The sequence below is a fragment of the Providencia sp. 6390 genome, assembly GCF_058148425.1.
In genome coordinates this window covers 224,532-243,465 of the sequence record NZ_JBYVYL010000005.1, presented here as the reverse complement: position 1 = coordinate 243,465, position 18,934 = coordinate 224,532, and the positions used below count along the sequence as shown (strand labels likewise).

Genomic DNA, 18,934 nt, shown 5'->3' with positions numbered 1-18,934 from the left:
GCTGTGCTGGCAATTGCTGCGATAATTTCATTGCCATAGTTTCCTCCGTGATTATTTAAGGTTTTACTAATAATGAAAAAAAGAACAATAGCACTGATTTTGTTGATGCTGATTTTGATAGCGGCGGCGGCACTTTTTCATTCCCATAATCAATTTTTATTATTACAAGGTGAAGTTGACGCACCTGAAGTTATGGTGACATCGAAAGCCAAAGGACGAGTGATTGAACGTCACGTTGAGCGTGGAGATGATGTTAAAAAAGGGCAGCTGTTGATTACATTGGAAAGTCCTGAGCTCACAGCTCAGTATGCAGCATTAAAAGCAGCAAGAGACCAATCGCAAGCTCAGTTAGATCAATCACTTCACGGAACTCGTGAAGAAACACTGCGTAATTTACAAGCATCATTGTCACAAGCGGAATCTCAGTATCAAAATGCCTCTCGTGAATATAACCGATTAAGTAATTTGTCAGGTAAAGGATATGTCTCCGCCAATGAACTTGATAGTTCACGAAAAGCCAAAGATGTGGCTTTCCAGCAAGTTCAAGGAGCTAAAGCACAACTTGAAGAAGCGAAAAACGGTGATCGCATTGAATTACGCCAAAAATATCAAGCCGAGCTCAATGAAGCTGATCAAAAATTGGCTGAACTACAGGTTCAACTTGATGATTTGCAAGTCAAAGCCCCTGTGGATGGTGAAGTTGGCCCAATTCCAGCTGAGGTGGGTGAAATTTTCAATGCAGGTAGCCCATTGCTGACCATGGTGCGCATCCCTCAAGCGTATTTTATTTACAATTTACGCGAAGACATTCTTGTTGATGTCAAAAAAGGCGATAAAGTTCAGCTCGATGTGCCTGCATTAGGTGATAAAAAAGTGGAAGCGGAAGTTCGCTATATCGCACCAAAAGGGGACTATGCAACCAAAAGGGCAACCCGAGCAACAGGTGACTTTGACTTGAAAACCTTTGAAGTACGTTTGTATCCGTTGGAGCCAATTGATGGTTTAAGGCCTGGCATGAGCGTGTTATGGCGCTGGGATAAATAGAAGGCGCGAATATGAAATTAAAATTCGCTTGGCATGGTTTTGAGCATGCTTTTAGTCGAGAAACACAAGCCGCCATTCGTAGCCCCGTTTTTCACTGGTTGAGCTGGTTGTTTCCTTTGATGTTATTTACGTTGGTAAGTGCTAACTTTTCAGAAGGCACACTGATGAATCTACCTGTTTCTGTGGTGGATAACGATAGCAGCCCAGTCTCAAGGATGGTGGTGAGAGATTTAAATGCAGGGCCTCATGCAGACGTTAAAGCGATTGATAATAACCTCAATACCTCACTAAAACGTTTGGCGAGTGCTCAAGACTATGCATTATTGTATATTCCAACTAATTTTGAAGCTGATGTGTTGCGTGGGCGTCAGCCTGAATTACGCATGTATTACAACGCATTATTCTATGCCTCTGGTAGTTACGCCATTCAAGATTTTAGCGGGCTCGTCGCAGAACTGAACGCGAAGTATCGTACTCAACTCGCTAGTTCAATGGGTAAAGCGTTACCACCATTGGCACAAGTGACACTTTCCTACGATAGCTTATTTAACCCAAGTGGCAGCTATATTTATTATCAGCAGTTTGCAGCAACGATCCATATGTTGCAGTTGTTTGTGGTAACTTGCACCATTTATACCTTATCACGCAGCTCTATATTGCAGAGTGTGAAGCCATTTTCGATGGCAGTTTTAGGCAAAATGGCACCTTATACGTTGTTTTTTACCACCTTATTAGTGGTGGAATTAGCCGCACTAGTGAGCATTTTTGATGCTAAGGTGGTGGGCAATCCCTTGTATATGATAATGGTTGGCTTCTTTTATGTGATAGCAGCGCAAAGTATTGGTTTATTACTATTTAGTTTTACCTCTAGCGCTATTATGGCTTACAGTTTAATTGGGATGTTGGTCAGTATTGCATTGGCCTTTTCGGGTATGGCTGTACCTGAATTATCCATGATTTTACCTGCTCAAATCATTTCCAATATTGAGCCTCTTACTCATACCCTTAATGCGATGTTTGATATTTTCTTACGTGAAATTTCATTTATGCGTATTGTGGAAGTGTGCTTATTTTTATTGATTTACCCAGTGGTTACCGCATTTTTGATCCGTAAGCGTTTACCTAAACGGATTGCCGCTCAGGGAGGGGAACTATAATGCAGATGTATTTTGCTACCTTCCGTAAAGTACTGCTCGGCATGTTGGATAAGCCAATGTGGCTGTTATTATTGGTTTCTCTATGTGTGATGAGTTTGGTGTATGCAAAACCGGTTTTATGGGATTTGCCTGTTGCTGTTATCGATCAGGATCATAGTGTTGCGAGTCGTACATTAATTCGTGATTTAGATGCGGCACCTAAGGTAGAGCTACACAACTATGATAATTTGACTCAAGCGCGCAAGGACATGATAAATAGGCAGTTGTTTGCCATCATTATTATCCCTACAGATTTTGAAAAATTCTTACTAAATGGAAAAAACATTACCATACCTGTTTATGGTGATGCGACAAACCGTTTAGCGAGCGGTCAGATCCAGCAAGAGTTAGTAAGTGCTTACCAAACGTTGTTGAATAGCTATAACACCCAATTGCTGGTGGATTCAGGCTACAGTAAACAGCAAGCAGAAGTGATCATCACACCCATTCGTAGTGTCACTGAGCCACTTTATAACCCCGGTGTTAGCTTTGCTGCGATTATATTTCCAGGGCTGTTAGTGATGCTATTACAGCACTCACTGTTGATTGCTTGTGTGCGTGTCAGTATTGCTATCCGCGGAACACCTAAAGGAAAACCACCACTTGCAGTGTATTTAGGTGCACTGTCGGCTCTGATACCAATATGGCTATTTTTATCAACAGTATTTTTTGCTTTATGGCCATGGATCCTAGGTTACCGCCAAGAAGCGCCGCTATACCAATTATGGATGCTGACTTTCCCATTCTTACTTGCTGTGCTGGGACTTGGCAAGTTAGTGACAGAATGTTTGCGTAGCGTTGAAATGATTTATCTGACATTGGCATTTATCACCACACCAGTATTTTATATGTCAGGAACCATTTGGCCATTACAGGCAATGCCTGAATGGGTACGAATGATTGCTTACGCTTTGCCGTCGACTTGGGCGACGAGCGCAATGGCAGGCATTAATCAGATGGGGCTACCGTTCAGCGGGGTCCTGATGGATATTGTTATGATGCTAGTGCTGGGGGTAATTTATACGGCGATCGGTGTGTTTATTGGCATGTTACGTGACGGTGAGTTACGGCATATATCTCATGTTATTCATCGTTGGCGTAAACAGCATCATGAGTAATCGTAAAAACGGGCGCTGTCCCGTTTTTCTTTGTTGTGATTTTAAAAATTCATTAAGCTGATTTGTTCAAAGAATAAAAATATACACAAGATTGTAGTATTTAATTAATTTTATATTCATATTAAGAATGGCATTTAATGATTTTGTAAGAACTTATTTAATTAAGTTTATTTTTTAAATAGATTGATATAAATTTCAGCCCTTAATTAAAAGGGGCATTTATGGACTTCTCTGTTATATTCTCTGCATTACTTTCTTTTATCAGCTACTTTTTCATTGGTACTATTATGGTACTGGTGTTTTTATTTATTTATACGCGAGTCTCTCGGCATAATGAATGGGCACTCATTAAGCAGAACAATACCGCCGCTGGGATCGCGTTTATTGGTGCCATGATTGGTTATATCACGCCGTTATCGAGTGCTATTTCTCATTCTGTAAGTATTCTTGATTGCGTTATTTGGGGCGTTATTGCTTTATTGGTTCAATTATTGGTACTGGGTGCAACTAAAATATATATGCCAAAAATTAGCGAAAAGATTGAACAGAATAACATTTCTGCTGGTTTATTTTTAGGTGGTACATCGCTTGGATTTGGTATTTTGAATGCTGTCAGTATGAGCTATTAATCAAAAAACGTTATGAACAAGAAAAATAGAAAGAAAAATAGTCGACGAAAAAAGAATAGCTACCATCAAGGTGGCTCGGAGATTAAACGGATCGGCGTGAGTACTAAAGAGACTCGAAAAGGGCCGGGTTTACTGACGTTGGCTATTATGGGCGGAGCGGTATTTTTTGGGCTGCGTAGCTGCGATCAGGAATCTGAAACGCCTAAAATATCCTTATTTAAGGATACCAATGATTGCGTGCAAGCAGGTTATAACCTTTCTTTTTGTGCACAAAAACAAGAGGAAGCACAGCAAGAATTGATGCGAAACATGGCGACGTATCGCCAACTCGATCTTTGCGAAAACGTATATGGTACAGGAAATTGTATACAAGGTAAGCGTAAACTAAGCCCATCTCAGTATGCTCAATGCTTATCAGAAAATGTTGATTCTGAATATTGTCATCACTTGAATGAACAGGATATTTATGGACCCAAGCTCGCAGGATTTTCAATTAATGAATCTCCTGAGGCAGTAGAGCGTTATAGCTCGACGCAAACTCATTCAGGAGGAGGAGGTGGTGGTGGCTACTATTTTTCTAGGGCGCGTCCATTTTATTCTACTCGTTATGAGCCTAATGTTTATCATGAGGTTGGCTCATCAGAAAAATGGGTTTCTGATGGTTCCAATAAGCTAAAACCTGCCAATTATCATAATAATTCAACTAAGACGACATCTCGTGGTGGCTTCGGGAACAAATCGAAAAGTAAGGGTGGATGATTATGTTAAGAATACCACTTAAACCACGTGAAAATTTAAATCAGATAGCTGAAGATTATGGTTTTAACTTTCATATTATTGATGATGAGATTTATTGGGATGAGTCACATGCCTATTGTTTCACGTTAGATCAAATTGAAACAGGCATTGAAGATCCCACTGCTGAATTACATCAAATGTGCTTAGAAATTGTGGATACAACAATTAATGATGAGTGCATTCTTAATCAATTGGCAATCCCCGAGCTCTATTGGGATGCAATAGCGGATAGCTGGAAAAATAATAAATCGTCGCTTTATGGACGGATGGATTTTTCATGGAATGGCTATAGCACCGCAAAACTGTTGGAATACAATGCAGATACGCCAACATCGCTTTATGAGTCTGCATTCTTTCAATGGCAATGGCTGTTTGATATGACGGCAGGTGGTTTATTGCCTTCCAATGCAGATCAGTTTAATTCAATTCAAGAAAAGCTGATCCAACGTTTTTTACTATGGCGTAATGAGTATCCATTCTATTTCTGCTGCTGTGAAGATTCGATTGAAGATAGAGGAACGGTGTTATATTTGGAAGACTGCGCCAGTCAAGCGGGTCTAAAAACACAGTTTTTGCATATGGAAGAGGTTGGGCTAGGAACTGGTGGTGTTTTTACCGATCTACAAGATCAAATTATCCATCAAGGATTCAAATTATATCCCTATGAGTGGATGTTTCAGGATGATTATGGCCCTGTATTGCGTAGTCAGCGCACAGAATGGGTTGAACCGCTATGGAAATCGATTTTAAGTAATAAAGGGTTATTACCTTTATTATGGCGATATTTTCCTAATCACCCTAATTTATTACCCGCTTATTTTGCCGATGAGTCGATCAATATTATTGGAAAGCTTAAACAGGACATGGGCAATAATTGGCAAGGTTTCACCACTAAGCCACTATTTTCACGTGAAGGTGCCAATGTGTCACTTTTTCTTAACCATGAAAAAGAGATCATCACTGAAGAATTCGGTGAATATGCACATGAACCACGTATTTATCAGGCCAGTGCGTTGCTACCTCGGTTTGGTTCAGATTATACATTAATAGGCAGTTGGGTGATCGGTGATGAACCCGCAGGAATTGGCATCCGAGAAGATAAATCATTAATCACCAAAGATACATCTCGATTTGTTCCACATTATATTATGGGGTAATTCAGTTTATATATGAAAGATTTCTGAGTAATGTTATTTATTATTATATTATCGTGATCAAACGCGACAAAACATGTACTCACTGATGAATAAAATTCATTTATATTACTGTTCATTAATTGATTCATTTTTCATAAATTAAATTCCTAATAATGAATTTATGATGATTTGTCTTTTGGCTAGGCGGTTCCCAAGCCACCTGATATTAACCAAGACTCAAGGCAACTCGCTTTTCAATCTGGAAATGACTATGCAATAGCCAAAGGTGTATCGAAGGGGTTCAGTACGTTGAGTTGGTTTGACAGTGCTCGCGTGTTGCTTGCGATGGTACCGAACCTCTATGAAGGGGATAGTTTAATAAAAATCAACGGGATACCTGTCGTACTCGAAGGTCATAAAGTTGTATGTGGCTGCTCAAGTGGTTGCTGTTTGACTGCTTAGATTGCAAAGTCATGTGTATACAATCTGCAACGAGGTGATTAAAGCAGGGCTTGTGTTGGAAGATATCTAAGTTGGTTATGTTAGAATTGATGTTCAATAAATATAATAGAAAGGTAGCGAACAATGGAAACCACTTACCTCATAGTGCCCGGTTATACCAACTCAGGTCCCCTGCATTGGCAGACATTTATGGAAAATAAATACCGTAATGTTATGCGGGTGCAGCAAGATGATTGGAATAATCCTTCCTGCTTAGGGTGGGTGAATAAACTTGATCACTACATTAAAAAAGTTGACGGAAATTTAGTACTTTTAGGGCACAGCTGTGGTGCTGTAGCTATTGCACAGTGGGCCTCTTCCCATGCCTGTAACAGGGTAAAAGCATTAATCTTAGTGGCTCCTGCTGATGTTGATTCTCCGTCGGCTATCGTTCCAATTAGGCAGCAACGGCCATTGCCTTCGAAAAAATTCAACACTCGTTCATTACTAATATACAGCGATAATGATGAACATCTCAGCGAAACTCGCGCATGCTCATTGGCATCATTATGGGGGTGCCAAACTCATTTAATTCATGGTGCAGGACATATTCATACTGCTGCTGGTTATGGTGAATGGATTGAAGGGGAACGGTTATTCGAAAATTTCACTGGCATTCCATTAATAAGCAAAGATATAAAATGCTAGGATATTTATATAGATTAGATGGTAAGGTAACTACCTAAAGTTGTTGAAGATCTGGGAATGAATTAAATAATTTAAGTTGAAAATTACATCCGACTTTACAAGTATTATCGACGCCATTCAGTGATTGGCTATTTAACACCACATCAAAAATGCCGCTTAGATCTTCTACAGGAGTTGTTGAGCATTACACGTGGTCGCGGCAGAGTTTTCTGAACCTTTATATGTAGTTCAGTATGAGGCACCTCACACTTTCAAGTTTTAGCATTTGAATCATACCTATTATTTGATTAAAGTGCCAAAAAAGAAGATTTTTGGATTGTTACTGCCATTATTGGCAGGCAAAACCTGATATTCCGATGAGATAATTATCATTGGGTTATCAGGTTTTTTCGTTTTAGGGGGATAGCGTGAAGATCGCAAAAATATTAAACAACAATGTGGTCATTGCCCTGAATGAAAAACATCAGGAAATTGTTGTTATGGGACGAGGCTTAGCTTTTCAAAAAAAAGTGTATGATGCTGTCGACATAACCAAAATTGAAAAGATTTTTGAATTACGCAGCGATGAGTTAACTGCTCGGCTTAGTGAATTACTTAGCCATATTCCTATTTCTGTTATGAAAACCTGTGATGAAATTATTGAACATGCGCAAAGCCAGTTAGGTCAATTAAATGAAAATTTATATATTGTATTAACAGACCATTGCAATTACGCCATTGAAAGGCAAATAAAAGGTCTCGCAATTACTAACACTATGTTATGGGAAATAAAACGCCTATACCCAAAAGAATACCAATTAGGGGTAGATTCATTAGTACGAATTAATGAGGATCACGGTATCGAATTACCAATCGATGAAGCAGGGTTTATTGCTTTACATTTCGTCAATGCACAACTTACAGGGGAAATGCCTGTTGTGATGCAAACAATGGATGTGATGCAAGAAATCATGAATATCGTGAAATATCATCTAAAAATTGAATACCATGAAGAAACATTGAGTTATCAACGTTTTGTCACGCACTTAAAGTTTTTTGCTCATAGAATGATGAATAATACGCCTGTGCCGAATGATGACGTTTCGATGCATTTGATGATTAAAGAAAATTATGCTGTTGCTTGGCAATGTGCCGAGAAAATAAATCAATTTTTACAAAAAAAATATCGACGCATTTTAACGGATGAAGAACAGATGTTTCTGACTATCCATATAGAACGGGTGATAAAAGAGAATTCACTATAACATAATTAATTTCGCTATTTGACTGACAACGAATAAAAAACCAAATGGATTGTTACCACCCTTTTATGGTGGGCAAAACCTGATTATCACTCTTACTTGAAGGGAGTGGCTATCAGGTTTTTTTTTGCACATTCATTAATAGCGCTAGTATTCACCAGTAAGTGATAAAGGAATATTTATGACGTACCAACCTTTAGCAGAACAAATCATTCACGATGTCGGCGGTCAAGACAATATTGTGAATGTTATTCACTGTGCAACGCGCCTGCGTTTTAAACTTAAAGAGATAAAGAAAGCAAACTCTGAGCATTTAAAACTAAACTCAGAAGTGATCACTGTCGTTGAAAGTGGGGGCCAATTTCAGGTTGTCATTGGTAATCATGTACATGAAGTTTATAACGCAATAAACCAACTCATAGGGAAAGAAGATACAACGGAAAGATCTTTATCTGAAGAAAATGGTGATATACCTAACGAGAAAAAAGACAAAGAAAATATTCTTAGTCATTTTATCGATATTGTATCCAGTATATTCACACCGATACTGGGTGTTATGGCTGCATCCGGGATTTTAAAAGGATTCTTGTCTCTATTTATCACTCTTAATTGGTTGTCAGAACAAAGTGCCACTTATAAATTATGGTTTGCTGCCAGTGATTCACTATTTTATTTCTTCCCTTTAGTACTGGGTTATACCGCAGGTAAAAAATTTGGAGGTAGCCCATTCTTAACAATGGCTATCGGTGGTGCGTTGGTACATCCATCAATGCTAACTGCATTTCAACAAAGCCTTACAGGTGCGGCACCTGAATATTTTTTAGGCCTCCCTGTTACATTCATTAATTATAGTACATCGGTTATTCCTATTATTTTTGCAGCTTGGATGAGCTGTTTATTAGAAAAAAGATTGAATGCCTTATTACCCGCGGCGATGAAAAATTTCATCTCTCCATTTTTATGTTTACTCATTATCGTTCCTCTAACTTTCTTGGTTATCGGCCCATCGGCAACCTGGCTAAGCCTATTAATCGCAGATACTTTCCAATCTATTTATAACTTTACTCCTATTATTGCGGGAGCATTTATGGGCGCAATATGGCAAATTTGTGTTATTTTTGGCCTGCATTGGGGAATTGTGCCAATTAGCATCAATAATCTTAGCGTATATGGGCAAGATGCGCTTGTTCCACTACTGCTTCCTGCTGTTGCTGGGCAAGTTGGTGCAGCGCTAGGTGTCATGTTAGCCACTCGCAATGCCAAAATGCGAATTATGGCGGGGTCGTCTGTAACTGCGGGGCTTTTTGGTATTACTGAACCTGCTGTTTATGGTGTTACTTTACCACTACGCCGACCGTTTATTTTTGGCTGCATCGGTGGTGCTGTTGGGGGCGCAATCATCGGTTATAGCCAAACGTTGACCTACTCTTTTGGGCTAGTCAACATTTTCACTTTCACACAAATTATTCCCGAAAATGGTTTTGATAATACTGTTTGGGGAGCGATTATTGGTTCTTTGCTTTCCTTTGTTTTTGCTTGCCTAACAACTCGCTTCTTTGGGTTGAAACATGAATCGCAACTCGCTAATTCGACTCATATTCAAGCACAACCGGCTACTGAATATGACATTTTGTCTCCTCTGTCTGGGTATACGTTACCCCTAGCAAATGTCCCTGATGAAACATTCGCGAGTGGATTACTCGGTCAAGGCGCAGCGATTGTACCTAACGTTGGTGCCGTCTATGCCCCATTCGACGGTGAAGTTGGTTCATTTTTTAAAACAGGTCATGCATTAGGGCTATTAAGCCAAAGTGGAATTGAGTTATTGATCCACGTTGGTATCGATACGGTGAAACTAGATGGCCTTTACTTTACACCCCAAGTAAAACAGGGAGATACATTCAAAGCGGGTGACCTACTCCTTACCTTTGATTTAGAAAAGATTATTGAAGCCGGTTTTGACTTAACAACACCAGTTATTATTAGCAACAGTGATGATTATGCTGCTGTTGAAATCGCCTTGCTTAACCAGACAATTAATTCTGGTCTTACATTCATGACAGTTAATCCGAAATGAGGAACGAAAATGATGACAAAATTTCCTAACGCATTTTTATGGGGTGGAGCCATTGCAGCAAATCAAGCGGAAGGCGCGTATTTAACGGCTGGAAAAGGGCTAAGTACTTCTGATGTTCAGCCAAATGGTATTTTTGGATCGCTGGTTGAGCGGGGTGATAACGACCAATATATTAAAGATGTCGCTATCGATTTTTATCATCGTTATGTAGAGGATATTGCTCTTTTTGCTGAAATGGGCTTCACATGTTTACGTACCTCTATTGCATGGAGTCGTATTTTTCCTCGCGGTGATGAGCAAAAAGCTAATGAGGAAGGGCTCGCTTTTTACGATAAATTATTCGAGGAAATGGCTAAATACCATATTCAACCTGTCATCACCCTATCTCATTATGAAATGCCATATCATTTAGTTACTGAATATGGAGGGTGGGGAAATCGTAAAACTATTGAGTTTTTTGAGCACTATGCACGTACTGTTTTTGAACGTTATAAAGATAAAGTCAAACTATGGCTAACCTTTAATGAAATCAACATGTCATTACATGCACCAATGACAGGCGTTGGCTTACCAGAGAACAGTTCAAAAGCAGAGATTTATCAAGCTATTCACCATCAACTTGTCGCTAGTGCAAGGGTCACTAAAGCCTGTCATGATATAATCCACGATGCCAAAATAGGTAATATGCTGCTCGGTGGGTTAGTTTACCCATTAACATGCAAGCCCAATGATATTTGGGAAGCGATGACTGAAAACCGTACATGGTTATTCTTTGGCGACGTACAATGCCGTGGCGCTTATCCAGGTTATATGCTGCGTTATTTTAAAGATAATCAAATTTACTTAGATATTACAGAACAAGATAAACTGGATCTTAAGCACACCGTCGACTTTATCTCTTTCAGTTATTATATGACAGGTTGCATTACGGCGGATAAAGAAGAATATAATAAGAAACGAGGAAATATTCTCAGTATGATACCAAATCCTCATTTAGAAAGTTCACAGTGGGGATGGCAAATTGATCCTGAAGGACTAAGGACAATATTAAATTTATTATGGGATAGATATCAAAAACCATTATTTATTGTTGAAAATGGATTAGGTGCTATTGATGAAATTACCCCTGAGGGAGAAATTATTGATGATTACCGAATTCAATATATTAATGACCACTTAGTTCAGGTATATGAAGCTATTCAAGATGGAGTCGATGTTATGGGTTATACCAGCTGGGGGCCTATTGACATTGTGAGTGCTTCAAATGCACAACTGTCTAAACGTTATGGTTTTATCTATGTTGATAGAGATGATCAAGGTAATGGCACGTTAGAGCGTAAACGTAAGAAAAGCTTTTATTGGTATCAAAAAATCATTAAATCACAAGGGGAGTTTTTAATTCGCTAATTAAGCTAATTAAATATTTATGGGTTTATTAATCATAAACCCATAAATTAACGTTGCTATATACTATATATGCTGACAACTATATAGGCTGACTTTGCATACCCTATATCCAATATAATAATAGTTTATAGAAATATTGATATACTCGTCATACTTCAAGTTGCAGCGTTGTTGACTACGTTCAGCTAGCCGAGTCACATAGTTTATCTATGCTCCCCGTCTATCTTCACTTGTCGCCTAGCTGCAACTCGAATTATTTAGAGTATAAATAGACTTATATGTTTATCCATTTTTTATCTTAAAATAGGTTCTATTATAAATGAATAAAAAACTTGTATTCTCACTGATATTTTTAGCGTTGCCTGCTATTGCTGAACAATCATCATGGAATGGTACTGTATTAGGCTTTGAACCTGTGCCTAAAGGTATATTTGGAGATATGTTAGGGATTCGCCCTATTTTGTCTGATCATGGTTTTTCATTTAATAGTAATTATTTAAGTCAAGTCGCTTATAATGCAGGCGGTGGTTATAATTCTGATAAACACACCGCTTACATTGACCAATTTGCGTTCACATTTACTCAAGATCTTGAACGTTGGACTGGTATTCCCGACGCTCGTATTGAAGGAAATATTGTTAACCGCAATCACGAGGACAATCTTACTCTCAAACGATTGCAAGATCCTCGCGTTCCAAACAATGATCTTGCCCAAGAAAGTTACGGCGGAGGCTCTATCACCCGTTTAGGATGGCTCACTTTTGCACGTAGCTTTGACGATCGTCGCTTGACTTGGCGCATAGGGATGATGAACAAAGTACAAGAGTTCGATCAGATTATTCCTTGTGATTTTCAAATGCTTAGTCAATGTGGCGGAAAATCTGCCAACTCACTAACATGGAGTAATTGGAATATTCACACATGGGGCACCACTGTCAGCTATAAGATCACACCTGAAATAACGATCAAAACTGGTGTAATGGAACAAAACCCTCGAGCTACTGATAGAAGTCATGCATGGAGTTGGTCAACTAAGGGAAGTAAAGGTGTTTTATTACCTTTAGAAATTGAAAATCGCACTTTCGTGAGTGGGTTACCAGGCGCATATAATTTAGGAATCTTATATACCAATGCCAAACAGCAAGATCTCTATAAAGATAAAAGTTATCACAATACATGGTTTGTTTATGGCGGTATCAACCAACAGTTAACTCGTCACCAAGACGATCCCAATAGAGGGCTAAGTTTGTCTTTAAGTGGTAGTTACCATGATGAGCGCAGTAATTTTATGAATTATGTAGTTTCGAGTTCCTTACGCTATCGAGGATTATTTGATGCAAGGCCAGAAGATTGGATTGGATTAGGGGTTTCTTATATTGAATTAAGCGATCACTTTGCTAAAGGTCAAATACAATATAATCAGCAATTCGGTCTTACGGATTACCATGACCCTTTCTTTCGACCAATTATCTCTAATACGATGAATGCGGAACTATATTACCGTTTCAAACCCGTTTCTTGGTTAGAATTACAACCTGATCTACAATATTGGCACAATCCTGGAGGTGTAAAGCAAACTTCTGATGCTTGGGTATTAGGGTTAAAAACGGTTGTTACTTTCTAAATAAATTTGCTCTGGGAGCTATACTTGTATTTATTCAAATATCTAAAAATAGGGAGCATACTAGTTTATTGAAGCTATTTGATTATTTCAGATAATGTATCTCTAACCTTAGTATTTATTTTCCTTAAAATAAGACAGCTATCTTTACGAGTACTCATAAAGATAGCTGATATTAAATTTTTATAAAACACTAAATCAGCACTTTTCAATGGCGAAGTAATAAATAAACCCTAATCCACCATCTCTAACCCTGCTACTTGTCGCCAGTAGCCATTACAATTTTTATTATCAATAGATAGTGGTGCTTGCCCTGTTTGATTGGCCTTAAATTGTGCCAATACAGCCAATGAATCAACACTTTCTGGGGAAATACGCACAATGTCCACCAAATCACCCATTGAGGTTTGCTCATTGCCTAGGTTATAGCAGGAACCACTTTGTGTTTGTAGGCCATTGAGGGTGAATACTTGCTGTTGTTCTTGAGACAACACTTTGCGGCCTTGTGGGTAATTAATGCAACAGGTTTCACAATCATCTTTTGCGCGATTTTCAGAGCGTGCAGTGAAACAGCGTGCGGAGTAGGCTAACGGTAGGTGCCCGTAACTCATCACCTCAACCTCAAATTTATTACGGATCCCTAACTCATCACACTGATTTAGTAAGTTAATCAGCCAATCTCTTGATAGCTCAACTGGCATACACCAACGTATCATGCCTTGGCGTAATAAAATATTCAGTGTTTGGGCGTTATAACAATTTAATCCATGGCTAGCAACAAAAGGCAGCTTGCGTTCAGCTAACATGTTAACAACGCCGAAGTCATGTGCTTCAACCAGAAAATCACCGTTATCAACTAGTTTGCTGATCTCTTTGAGTTCTGAAGGAGCTTGTAACAGGGCCAATGTACTTAAAATAATTTGTTTACCACTGATGGAAAGTTGTTTGGCAAGGTCAATCCAATCAGCAGGTTTCATTTCACGTCGTTTGCTGCAAACAGTTTCACCTAGATAAATAATATCAGCATCACTTTGAGCCGCTAATTGATAAAAATCGTAGAGTTGGTGTTTGGGCCAGTAATAAAGAACGGATCCTAATGAGTACTTCATGTTTCAATCCTTATTATTATTGCCATTCACGATGATATGCACCAAGTGTGGTTTGGCTGCCTTCAGAAAGCCCACCGAGTGTTTTTAACCATTGAGGGTTGACTTCAAATGCGGTTGGATTGGCATTGTATTTATCGATAGCTTGTCGCCAGATACGTGTGACTTCAGTGACATAAGCAGGACTTCGCTGGCGGCCTTCAATTTTAACTGAGGCAATATTGGCAGCCATCAGATCTGGTAATAGTTCGATGGTGTTGAGGCTGGTTGGTTCTTCAAGAACATGGTATTTATGATCATCGACCAAATAGCGGCCTTTGCAGAGTGTTGGATAGCCTGCATTTTCATTACTCTGATAGCTGTCGATCAGGACTTCATTTAGGCGTGATTCCATTCCTTGAGTGGTTTGTTGCCAGCGAACAAAGCGAGCAGGGGAGCAAGCACCAACGGTATTCGGTGATTCACCTGTGAGGTAAGAAGACAGATAGCAGCGGCCTTCTGCCATAATGCAGAGGCTACCAAAAGCAAAAACCTCTAGGGGGACTGGGCTGCTTTTTGCCAGTTGTTTGACTTGGTGAATGGATAACACACGAGGCAGCACAACTCTGTGCACATCAAAATTGCGTGCATAGAAACGGATTGCTTCTGTATTAGTGGCGGACGCTTGCACGGATACATGACGTTCTATATGTGGGTATTTGTTTGCAGCATATTCCAACATGGCGAGATCGGCGAGGATCAACGCATCAGCGCCGAGCGATGCAGCGAGATCAACAGAATCTTTCCACCGCTGAAACCCATCAGGGTGAGCAAAGGTATTGATCGCAATATGGAGCTTACGTTTGCGGCTGTGGATATAGCGCTCGGCTTCATGCAGTTTCTTTTCAGTAAAGTTAAGCCCTGCGAAATGGCGTGCATTGGTATCATTTTTTAGGCCGATATAGACGGCATCAGCGCCATTATCTACCGCTGCTTTGAGGGCTGGTAGGTTACCAGCTGGGCAGAGTAATTCCATAAGGTCTATTCCAGAGTAAAATTTCAACAACTCAACATTGTAGTCAACTCGTTAGATCGAATTTTTGATTTGGGGCAGTGAATGGAGAATTAACCCATTATAAATTTGTGGTTATTTTCAACAATAGGTGTTGATATTTTGAGCGAATGGCAACGTGGTTTTTATGATTTATTTAATATTCTAAGCAATTAATACTGGTTGTATGTGCAAATCTTGATATAGGATCAAATGATTAAGTATTTTATCTGTCAATATATGAATACTGCGTTATTGAATATATGTATCTGTTAATGGCTTTATCGCTGTTTATACTCTAAATAATTCGAGGTGCAGCTAGGTGACAAGCAAACGAGTTGCTAAGAGCATAGAAAATGCTGTGACTGGCGCGAGCGAACGCAGTCTCGTATACCTTAACGAAAAGTGCTGCAACTTGAAGTATGACGAGTGGTCGTGCATAACGATTAGCAGATAGGCAAAAATGATAAGGGAGTCAGTGCCGTGTTAGGAAAAATTCGTTCTCAACTTATTTCAAAGGGCCCTTCATTACTGAAACTGCCTTTAAAAGTGACCCCATTCGCCGTACAACGCCAAGTGTTGGAACAATTGCTCAGTTGGCAGTTCCGTGAGTCGGTCAAAGAAGGGGAGTTGGATTTTCTTGAGGGTAAATGGCTGAAAGTTGAAGTCAGTGACCTAAACTTAGTCTGGTTCATTAGTCTACAAAATGGCATATTAATAGTACGCTCTCATGAGCAAGCGGATGTGCATGTGTGTGCAACGGCGAATGATCTGATCCTTATCGCAGCACGTAAGGAAGATCCCGACACGCTTTTTTTCCAACGTCGTTTGGTGATTGAAGGTGATACGGAACTAGGTCTATATGTTAAAAACCTGATGGATGCATTTGAGTTAGAAAATATGCCGACACCACTGCGTTTTGCATTATTACAACTGGCGGACTTTATCAAAGCTGCCCAACAAGATGAGGACACTGAGCCTAAAAGCTCTGTGGTTGTTTCATGCTAATTCGTGTTGAGATCCCCGTTGATGCCATGGGTATCGACAGGCTGCTACGTGAGACATTCCCAACTGAGGCAGAAGCTGATTTGGTGCAAAAACTACGCGAAGACGGCCTATTAACCCTTGGTGTCGTAGCAACAAATGATGATGGTGAAGTGATTGGCTATGTAGGCTTCACCCCCGTAGATGTCAATAATGAAGATGTTCAATGGGTTGGTTTGGCGCCTCTTGCGGTGAAGCAAGCCTTTCAGAAGCAAGGTATCGGTGGCCAACTAATCTACGAAGGGCTCGATAGTTTGAATGAGTTCGGTTATGGTGCCGTTGTGGTACTCGGTGATAGTCATTATTATAGTCGTTTTGGCTTTGAACCTGCCTCGAAGCATGGTGTTATCTGCCAATGGCCCGACTTACAAGAGCATTTTATGATCTGTGGATTAGAGAACGGAACGTTAAGTGATCATCAAGGGCGAGTGACTTATTCTGCGCATTTTGATGCCGTTTGAATCAATAAGTAGTCAACGATATTACTAGGCTGGTCGAGTACCAGCCTTTCTTTTGCCTTTTTAGTGAGTTTTTTTACCTGAAATTCCAGTTTGGAGGCCGTCGAACGATCTCCTACTACACCGTTAAACACTAAAGTGAGTGGTAATTTACCTTTCAGTGCTTTTGCACCTTTTCCTTGTTGATGTTGTGTAAAACGACGTTGGACATCTGTAGTGATCCCACAATATAGCCCGTTATTTTTCTCTCTAATTAGGTATATATACCAATTTTTTTGCGTATTCATCTGCTATTGTTGCCCTATTTTTATCTTTCTGTGCTGAAATCAATGGAGAAAAAATTCACAGAAATGCGAAAAAACTATCGAATAAAGATATATATAACTTATTAAATTATAAACAAAAAATGATACATCATGATCATAAACTTGTAACCTAAATGTTTAAGTTAGATCAAATAATTTGAATAACAACAGCAAAATTAGCTAATTTTCATTATGTTTTAAAGTGCATAATATGATCCATATCACAGGGAGACAGTAAAGCTTCCTGATAAAAACTGAATATCAATGAGGAACACATTATGAAAAAATCAACATTAGTTGCTGCAACTTTAGCTTTAAGTGCTATTTCATTTGGAACAATGGCTGCTGAAGAAGTTCAACATACTAGTCAACCTGCTGCAGGTTATGTTTCTGTTACTGGTGCTGTGAGTGTCAATGATCTGACCGCACAATTGGCCAAAAAAGCTGATGAAGCTGGAGCAAGTTCATTCCGCGTAATTTCTGCTGGTGGTGAAAACTCAATGAATGGTGTGGCTGCAATCTATAAATAATGACATTCGTCACACTGTGACGAGTTAGATTATATAGGTTATAGTAGTTAGCAAATACCAAACGTTCAGAACAGCTTAAGCACGCTCCATGACATGAAACACTGTATAAAGAGCGTGTTCTGAACGGCTAACATAGGTTTTTGCGATGAATAACCCACAATCTTTACAACATATCCAGCGTTATCTTTCCCGCCAACACGTCTTTTCTCTATTTACTTATCAAGGCAATGATATCTGGCCTGCCAGTTGCTACTATGCATTTGATGCTAAGTTGATGTGTCTATTTTTTATGACAGATGTGAACTCACGTCATGGTCAATTAATGCGACAAAATAGCCGTATTGCTGGTACAGTTTCCGCGCAAACTAAAGTCGTGAGTCAAATCCAAGGGATCCAATTTATTGGTGATGTTGCTGCTATTACCGAAGAGGCTCAGCAAGCCGCACGTGATTTTTACTGCCGCCGCTTCCCTGTGGCGTTAACAGCAAAGTTGCCTGTGTGGCGATTAGATTTGCAAGAAGTCAAAATGGTGAATAATAAATTAGGCTTCGGCAGCAAATTGTATTGGCAGCGTGGTGGCTAGCGTAGTCGATGGATCACTTGATTACTGCTTCCGCGCCAAAGTAGTGCTGGGTCATGCAATTCTTGCACAAACTTCCCATCGATTAATACGTTGATCAAACTCACCACTTTGTGTTGTTCAATGGTCATTTCTGCAAATAAATAACCCGTCCATAACCAAATATCTTTATCAGGGCACACTGCTTTTACGCGTTTTACTAATTTAAGAATGGCAGGTAAGTTTGCCGGATGCAGTGGATCCCCGCCGGAAAGGGATAAGCCTTGTCGACGGATACGTGTATCTTGCAGATCTTGAATGATCTGATCTTCCATTTCTTGGGTGAAAGGAAGACCTGAATCGACTCGCCATGTGCTTTGGTTGTAGCAACCTCGGCATTGGTGAATGCAACCAGAAACAAACAGTGTACAGCGTGTTCCTGGGCCATTCACCACATCAACTGGATAGTATTGATGGTAATTCATA

19 protein-coding genes and 1 pseudogene are annotated in these 18,934 nt (G+C 39.6%); 16 read left to right on the top strand and 4 right to left on the bottom strand.

The genetic code is table 11. From position 1 onward, the window contains the following. Positions 1-72 precede the first annotated feature (72 nt). The 12 genes and pseudogenes from AC3Z9T_RS12705 (at position 73) to AC3Z9T_RS12650 (ending at position 13,419) form a co-directional block, all read left to right on the top strand. Positions 73-1,044 carry an HlyD family secretion protein gene (locus tag AC3Z9T_RS12705; RefSeq protein WP_490126489.1) on the top strand — a complete coding sequence of 324 codons (972 nt, stop codon included), beginning with the start codon at positions 73-75 and terminating at the stop codon, positions 1,042-1,044. 11 nt (positions 1,045-1,055) lie between these two features. Then, positions 1,056-2,201 (top strand): ABC transporter permease, encoded by a 1,146-nt coding sequence (locus AC3Z9T_RS12700; RefSeq protein ID WP_490126488.1) that lies wholly within the window; start codon positions 1,056-1,058, stop codon positions 2,199-2,201. Then, on the top strand, positions 2,201-3,358 hold the full coding sequence (locus tag AC3Z9T_RS12695; protein WP_490126487.1) for an ABC transporter permease: 1,158 nt from the start codon (positions 2,201-2,203) through the stop codon (positions 3,356-3,358). The genes AC3Z9T_RS12700 and AC3Z9T_RS12695 overlap by 1 nt, the downstream gene beginning before the upstream one ends. 221 nt (positions 3,359-3,579) lie before the next feature. Then, on the top strand, positions 3,580-3,987 hold the full coding sequence (locus AC3Z9T_RS12690; RefSeq protein ID WP_490126486.1) for a DUF350 domain-containing protein: 408 nt from the start codon (positions 3,580-3,582) through the stop codon (positions 3,985-3,987). A gap of 12 nt (positions 3,988-3,999) precedes the next feature. Next, positions 4,000-4,746 carry a DUF1190 domain-containing protein gene (locus tag AC3Z9T_RS12685; RefSeq protein WP_490126485.1) on the top strand — a complete coding sequence of 249 codons (747 nt, stop codon included), beginning with the start codon at positions 4,000-4,002 and terminating at the stop codon, positions 4,744-4,746. 2 nt (positions 4,747-4,748) lie between these two features. After that, positions 4,749-5,942: a glutathionylspermidine synthase family protein gene (locus AC3Z9T_RS12680; protein WP_490126484.1), complete on the top strand. Its 1,194-nt coding sequence runs from the start codon at positions 4,749-4,751 to the stop codon at positions 5,940-5,942. A 336-nt stretch (positions 5,943-6,278) separates the two neighbouring features. After that, positions 6,279-6,383, top strand: a pseudogene (locus AC3Z9T_RS12675) (PAAR domain-containing protein); the annotation flags it as partial. Positions 6,384-6,506: 123 nt separating this feature from the next. Further along, positions 6,507-7,070 carry an RBBP9/YdeN family alpha/beta hydrolase gene (locus tag AC3Z9T_RS12670; protein ID WP_490126483.1) on the top strand — a complete coding sequence of 188 codons (564 nt, stop codon included), beginning with the start codon at positions 6,507-6,509 and terminating at the stop codon, positions 7,068-7,070. Positions 7,071-7,477: 407 nt separating this feature from the next. Further along, positions 7,478-8,314: a BglG family transcription antiterminator LicT gene (gene licT, locus AC3Z9T_RS12665; RefSeq protein WP_490126482.1), complete on the top strand. Its 837-nt coding sequence runs from the start codon at positions 7,478-7,480 to the stop codon at positions 8,312-8,314. Positions 8,315-8,492: 178 nt separating this feature from the next. Then, entirely contained in the window at positions 8,493-10,388 is a 1,896-nt protein-coding gene (bglF, locus tag AC3Z9T_RS12660; RefSeq protein WP_490126481.1) for a PTS beta-glucoside transporter subunit IIABC, read from the top strand. A gap of 12 nt (positions 10,389-10,400) precedes the next feature. Further along, positions 10,401-11,795, top strand: coding sequence for a 6-phospho-beta-glucosidase (ascB, locus tag AC3Z9T_RS12655; RefSeq protein ID WP_490126616.1), 1,395 nt, complete (start codon positions 10,401-10,403; stop codon positions 11,793-11,795). A 319-nt stretch (positions 11,796-12,114) separates the two neighbouring features. Next, positions 12,115-13,419 (top strand): carbohydrate porin, encoded by a 1,305-nt coding sequence (locus tag AC3Z9T_RS12650; protein ID WP_490126480.1) that lies wholly within the window; start codon positions 12,115-12,117, stop codon positions 13,417-13,419. 230 nt (positions 13,420-13,649) lie between these two features. Here the strand turns inward: AC3Z9T_RS12650 and AC3Z9T_RS12645 are convergent, their stop codons facing one another. Both AC3Z9T_RS12645 and ubiU read right to left on the bottom strand, forming a co-directional pair. Further along, positions 13,650-14,525, bottom strand: coding sequence for a U32 family peptidase (locus tag AC3Z9T_RS12645; protein ID WP_490126479.1), 876 nt, complete (start codon positions 14,523-14,525; stop codon positions 13,650-13,652). 16 nt (positions 14,526-14,541) lie between these two features. Continuing rightward, positions 14,542-15,537, bottom strand: a complete 996-nt coding sequence (ubiU, locus tag AC3Z9T_RS12640) for a ubiquinone anaerobic biosynthesis protein UbiU (RefSeq protein ID WP_490126478.1) — start codon at positions 15,535-15,537, stop codon at positions 14,542-14,544. A gap of 498 nt (positions 15,538-16,035) precedes the next feature. Between ubiU and ubiT the strand changes: the two genes are divergently transcribed. Both ubiT and AC3Z9T_RS12630 read left to right on the top strand, forming a co-directional pair. After that, positions 16,036-16,560: a ubiquinone anaerobic biosynthesis accessory factor UbiT gene (gene ubiT, locus AC3Z9T_RS12635; RefSeq protein WP_490126477.1), complete on the top strand. Its 525-nt coding sequence runs from the start codon at positions 16,036-16,038 to the stop codon at positions 16,558-16,560. Further along, on the top strand, positions 16,554-17,057 hold the full coding sequence (locus AC3Z9T_RS12630; protein WP_490126476.1) for a GNAT family N-acetyltransferase: 504 nt from the start codon (positions 16,554-16,556) through the stop codon (positions 17,055-17,057). The genes ubiT and AC3Z9T_RS12630 overlap by 7 nt, the downstream gene beginning before the upstream one ends. Here the strand turns inward: AC3Z9T_RS12630 and AC3Z9T_RS12625 are convergent. After that, a complete protein-coding gene (locus AC3Z9T_RS12625; protein WP_490126475.1) occupies positions 17,030-17,341 on the bottom strand; it encodes a GIY-YIG nuclease family protein in 312 nt (103 codons plus the stop codon). The two genes, AC3Z9T_RS12630 and AC3Z9T_RS12625, sit on opposite strands and share 28 nt — an antisense overlap. Before the next feature lie 296 nt (positions 17,342-17,637). On the opposite strand from AC3Z9T_RS12625, the gene AC3Z9T_RS12620 reads away from it, so the two are divergent. Beyond that, entirely contained in the window at positions 17,638-17,889 is a 252-nt protein-coding gene (locus AC3Z9T_RS12620; protein ID WP_490126474.1) for a YdgH/BhsA/McbA family protein, read from the top strand. 145 nt (positions 17,890-18,034) lie between these two features. Further along, positions 18,035-18,472 (top strand): YhbP family protein, encoded by a 438-nt coding sequence (locus AC3Z9T_RS12615; RefSeq protein ID WP_490126473.1) that lies wholly within the window; start codon positions 18,035-18,037, stop codon positions 18,470-18,472. Here AC3Z9T_RS12615 and nrdG read toward each other — a convergent pair. Continuing rightward, complete coding sequence (gene nrdG / locus AC3Z9T_RS12610; protein WP_490126472.1) at positions 18,469-18,933, bottom strand: anaerobic ribonucleoside-triphosphate reductase-activating protein; 465 nt, start codon at positions 18,931-18,933, stop codon at positions 18,469-18,471. The two genes, AC3Z9T_RS12615 and nrdG, sit on opposite strands and share 4 nt — an antisense overlap. Position 18,934: the final 1 nt, after the last annotated feature.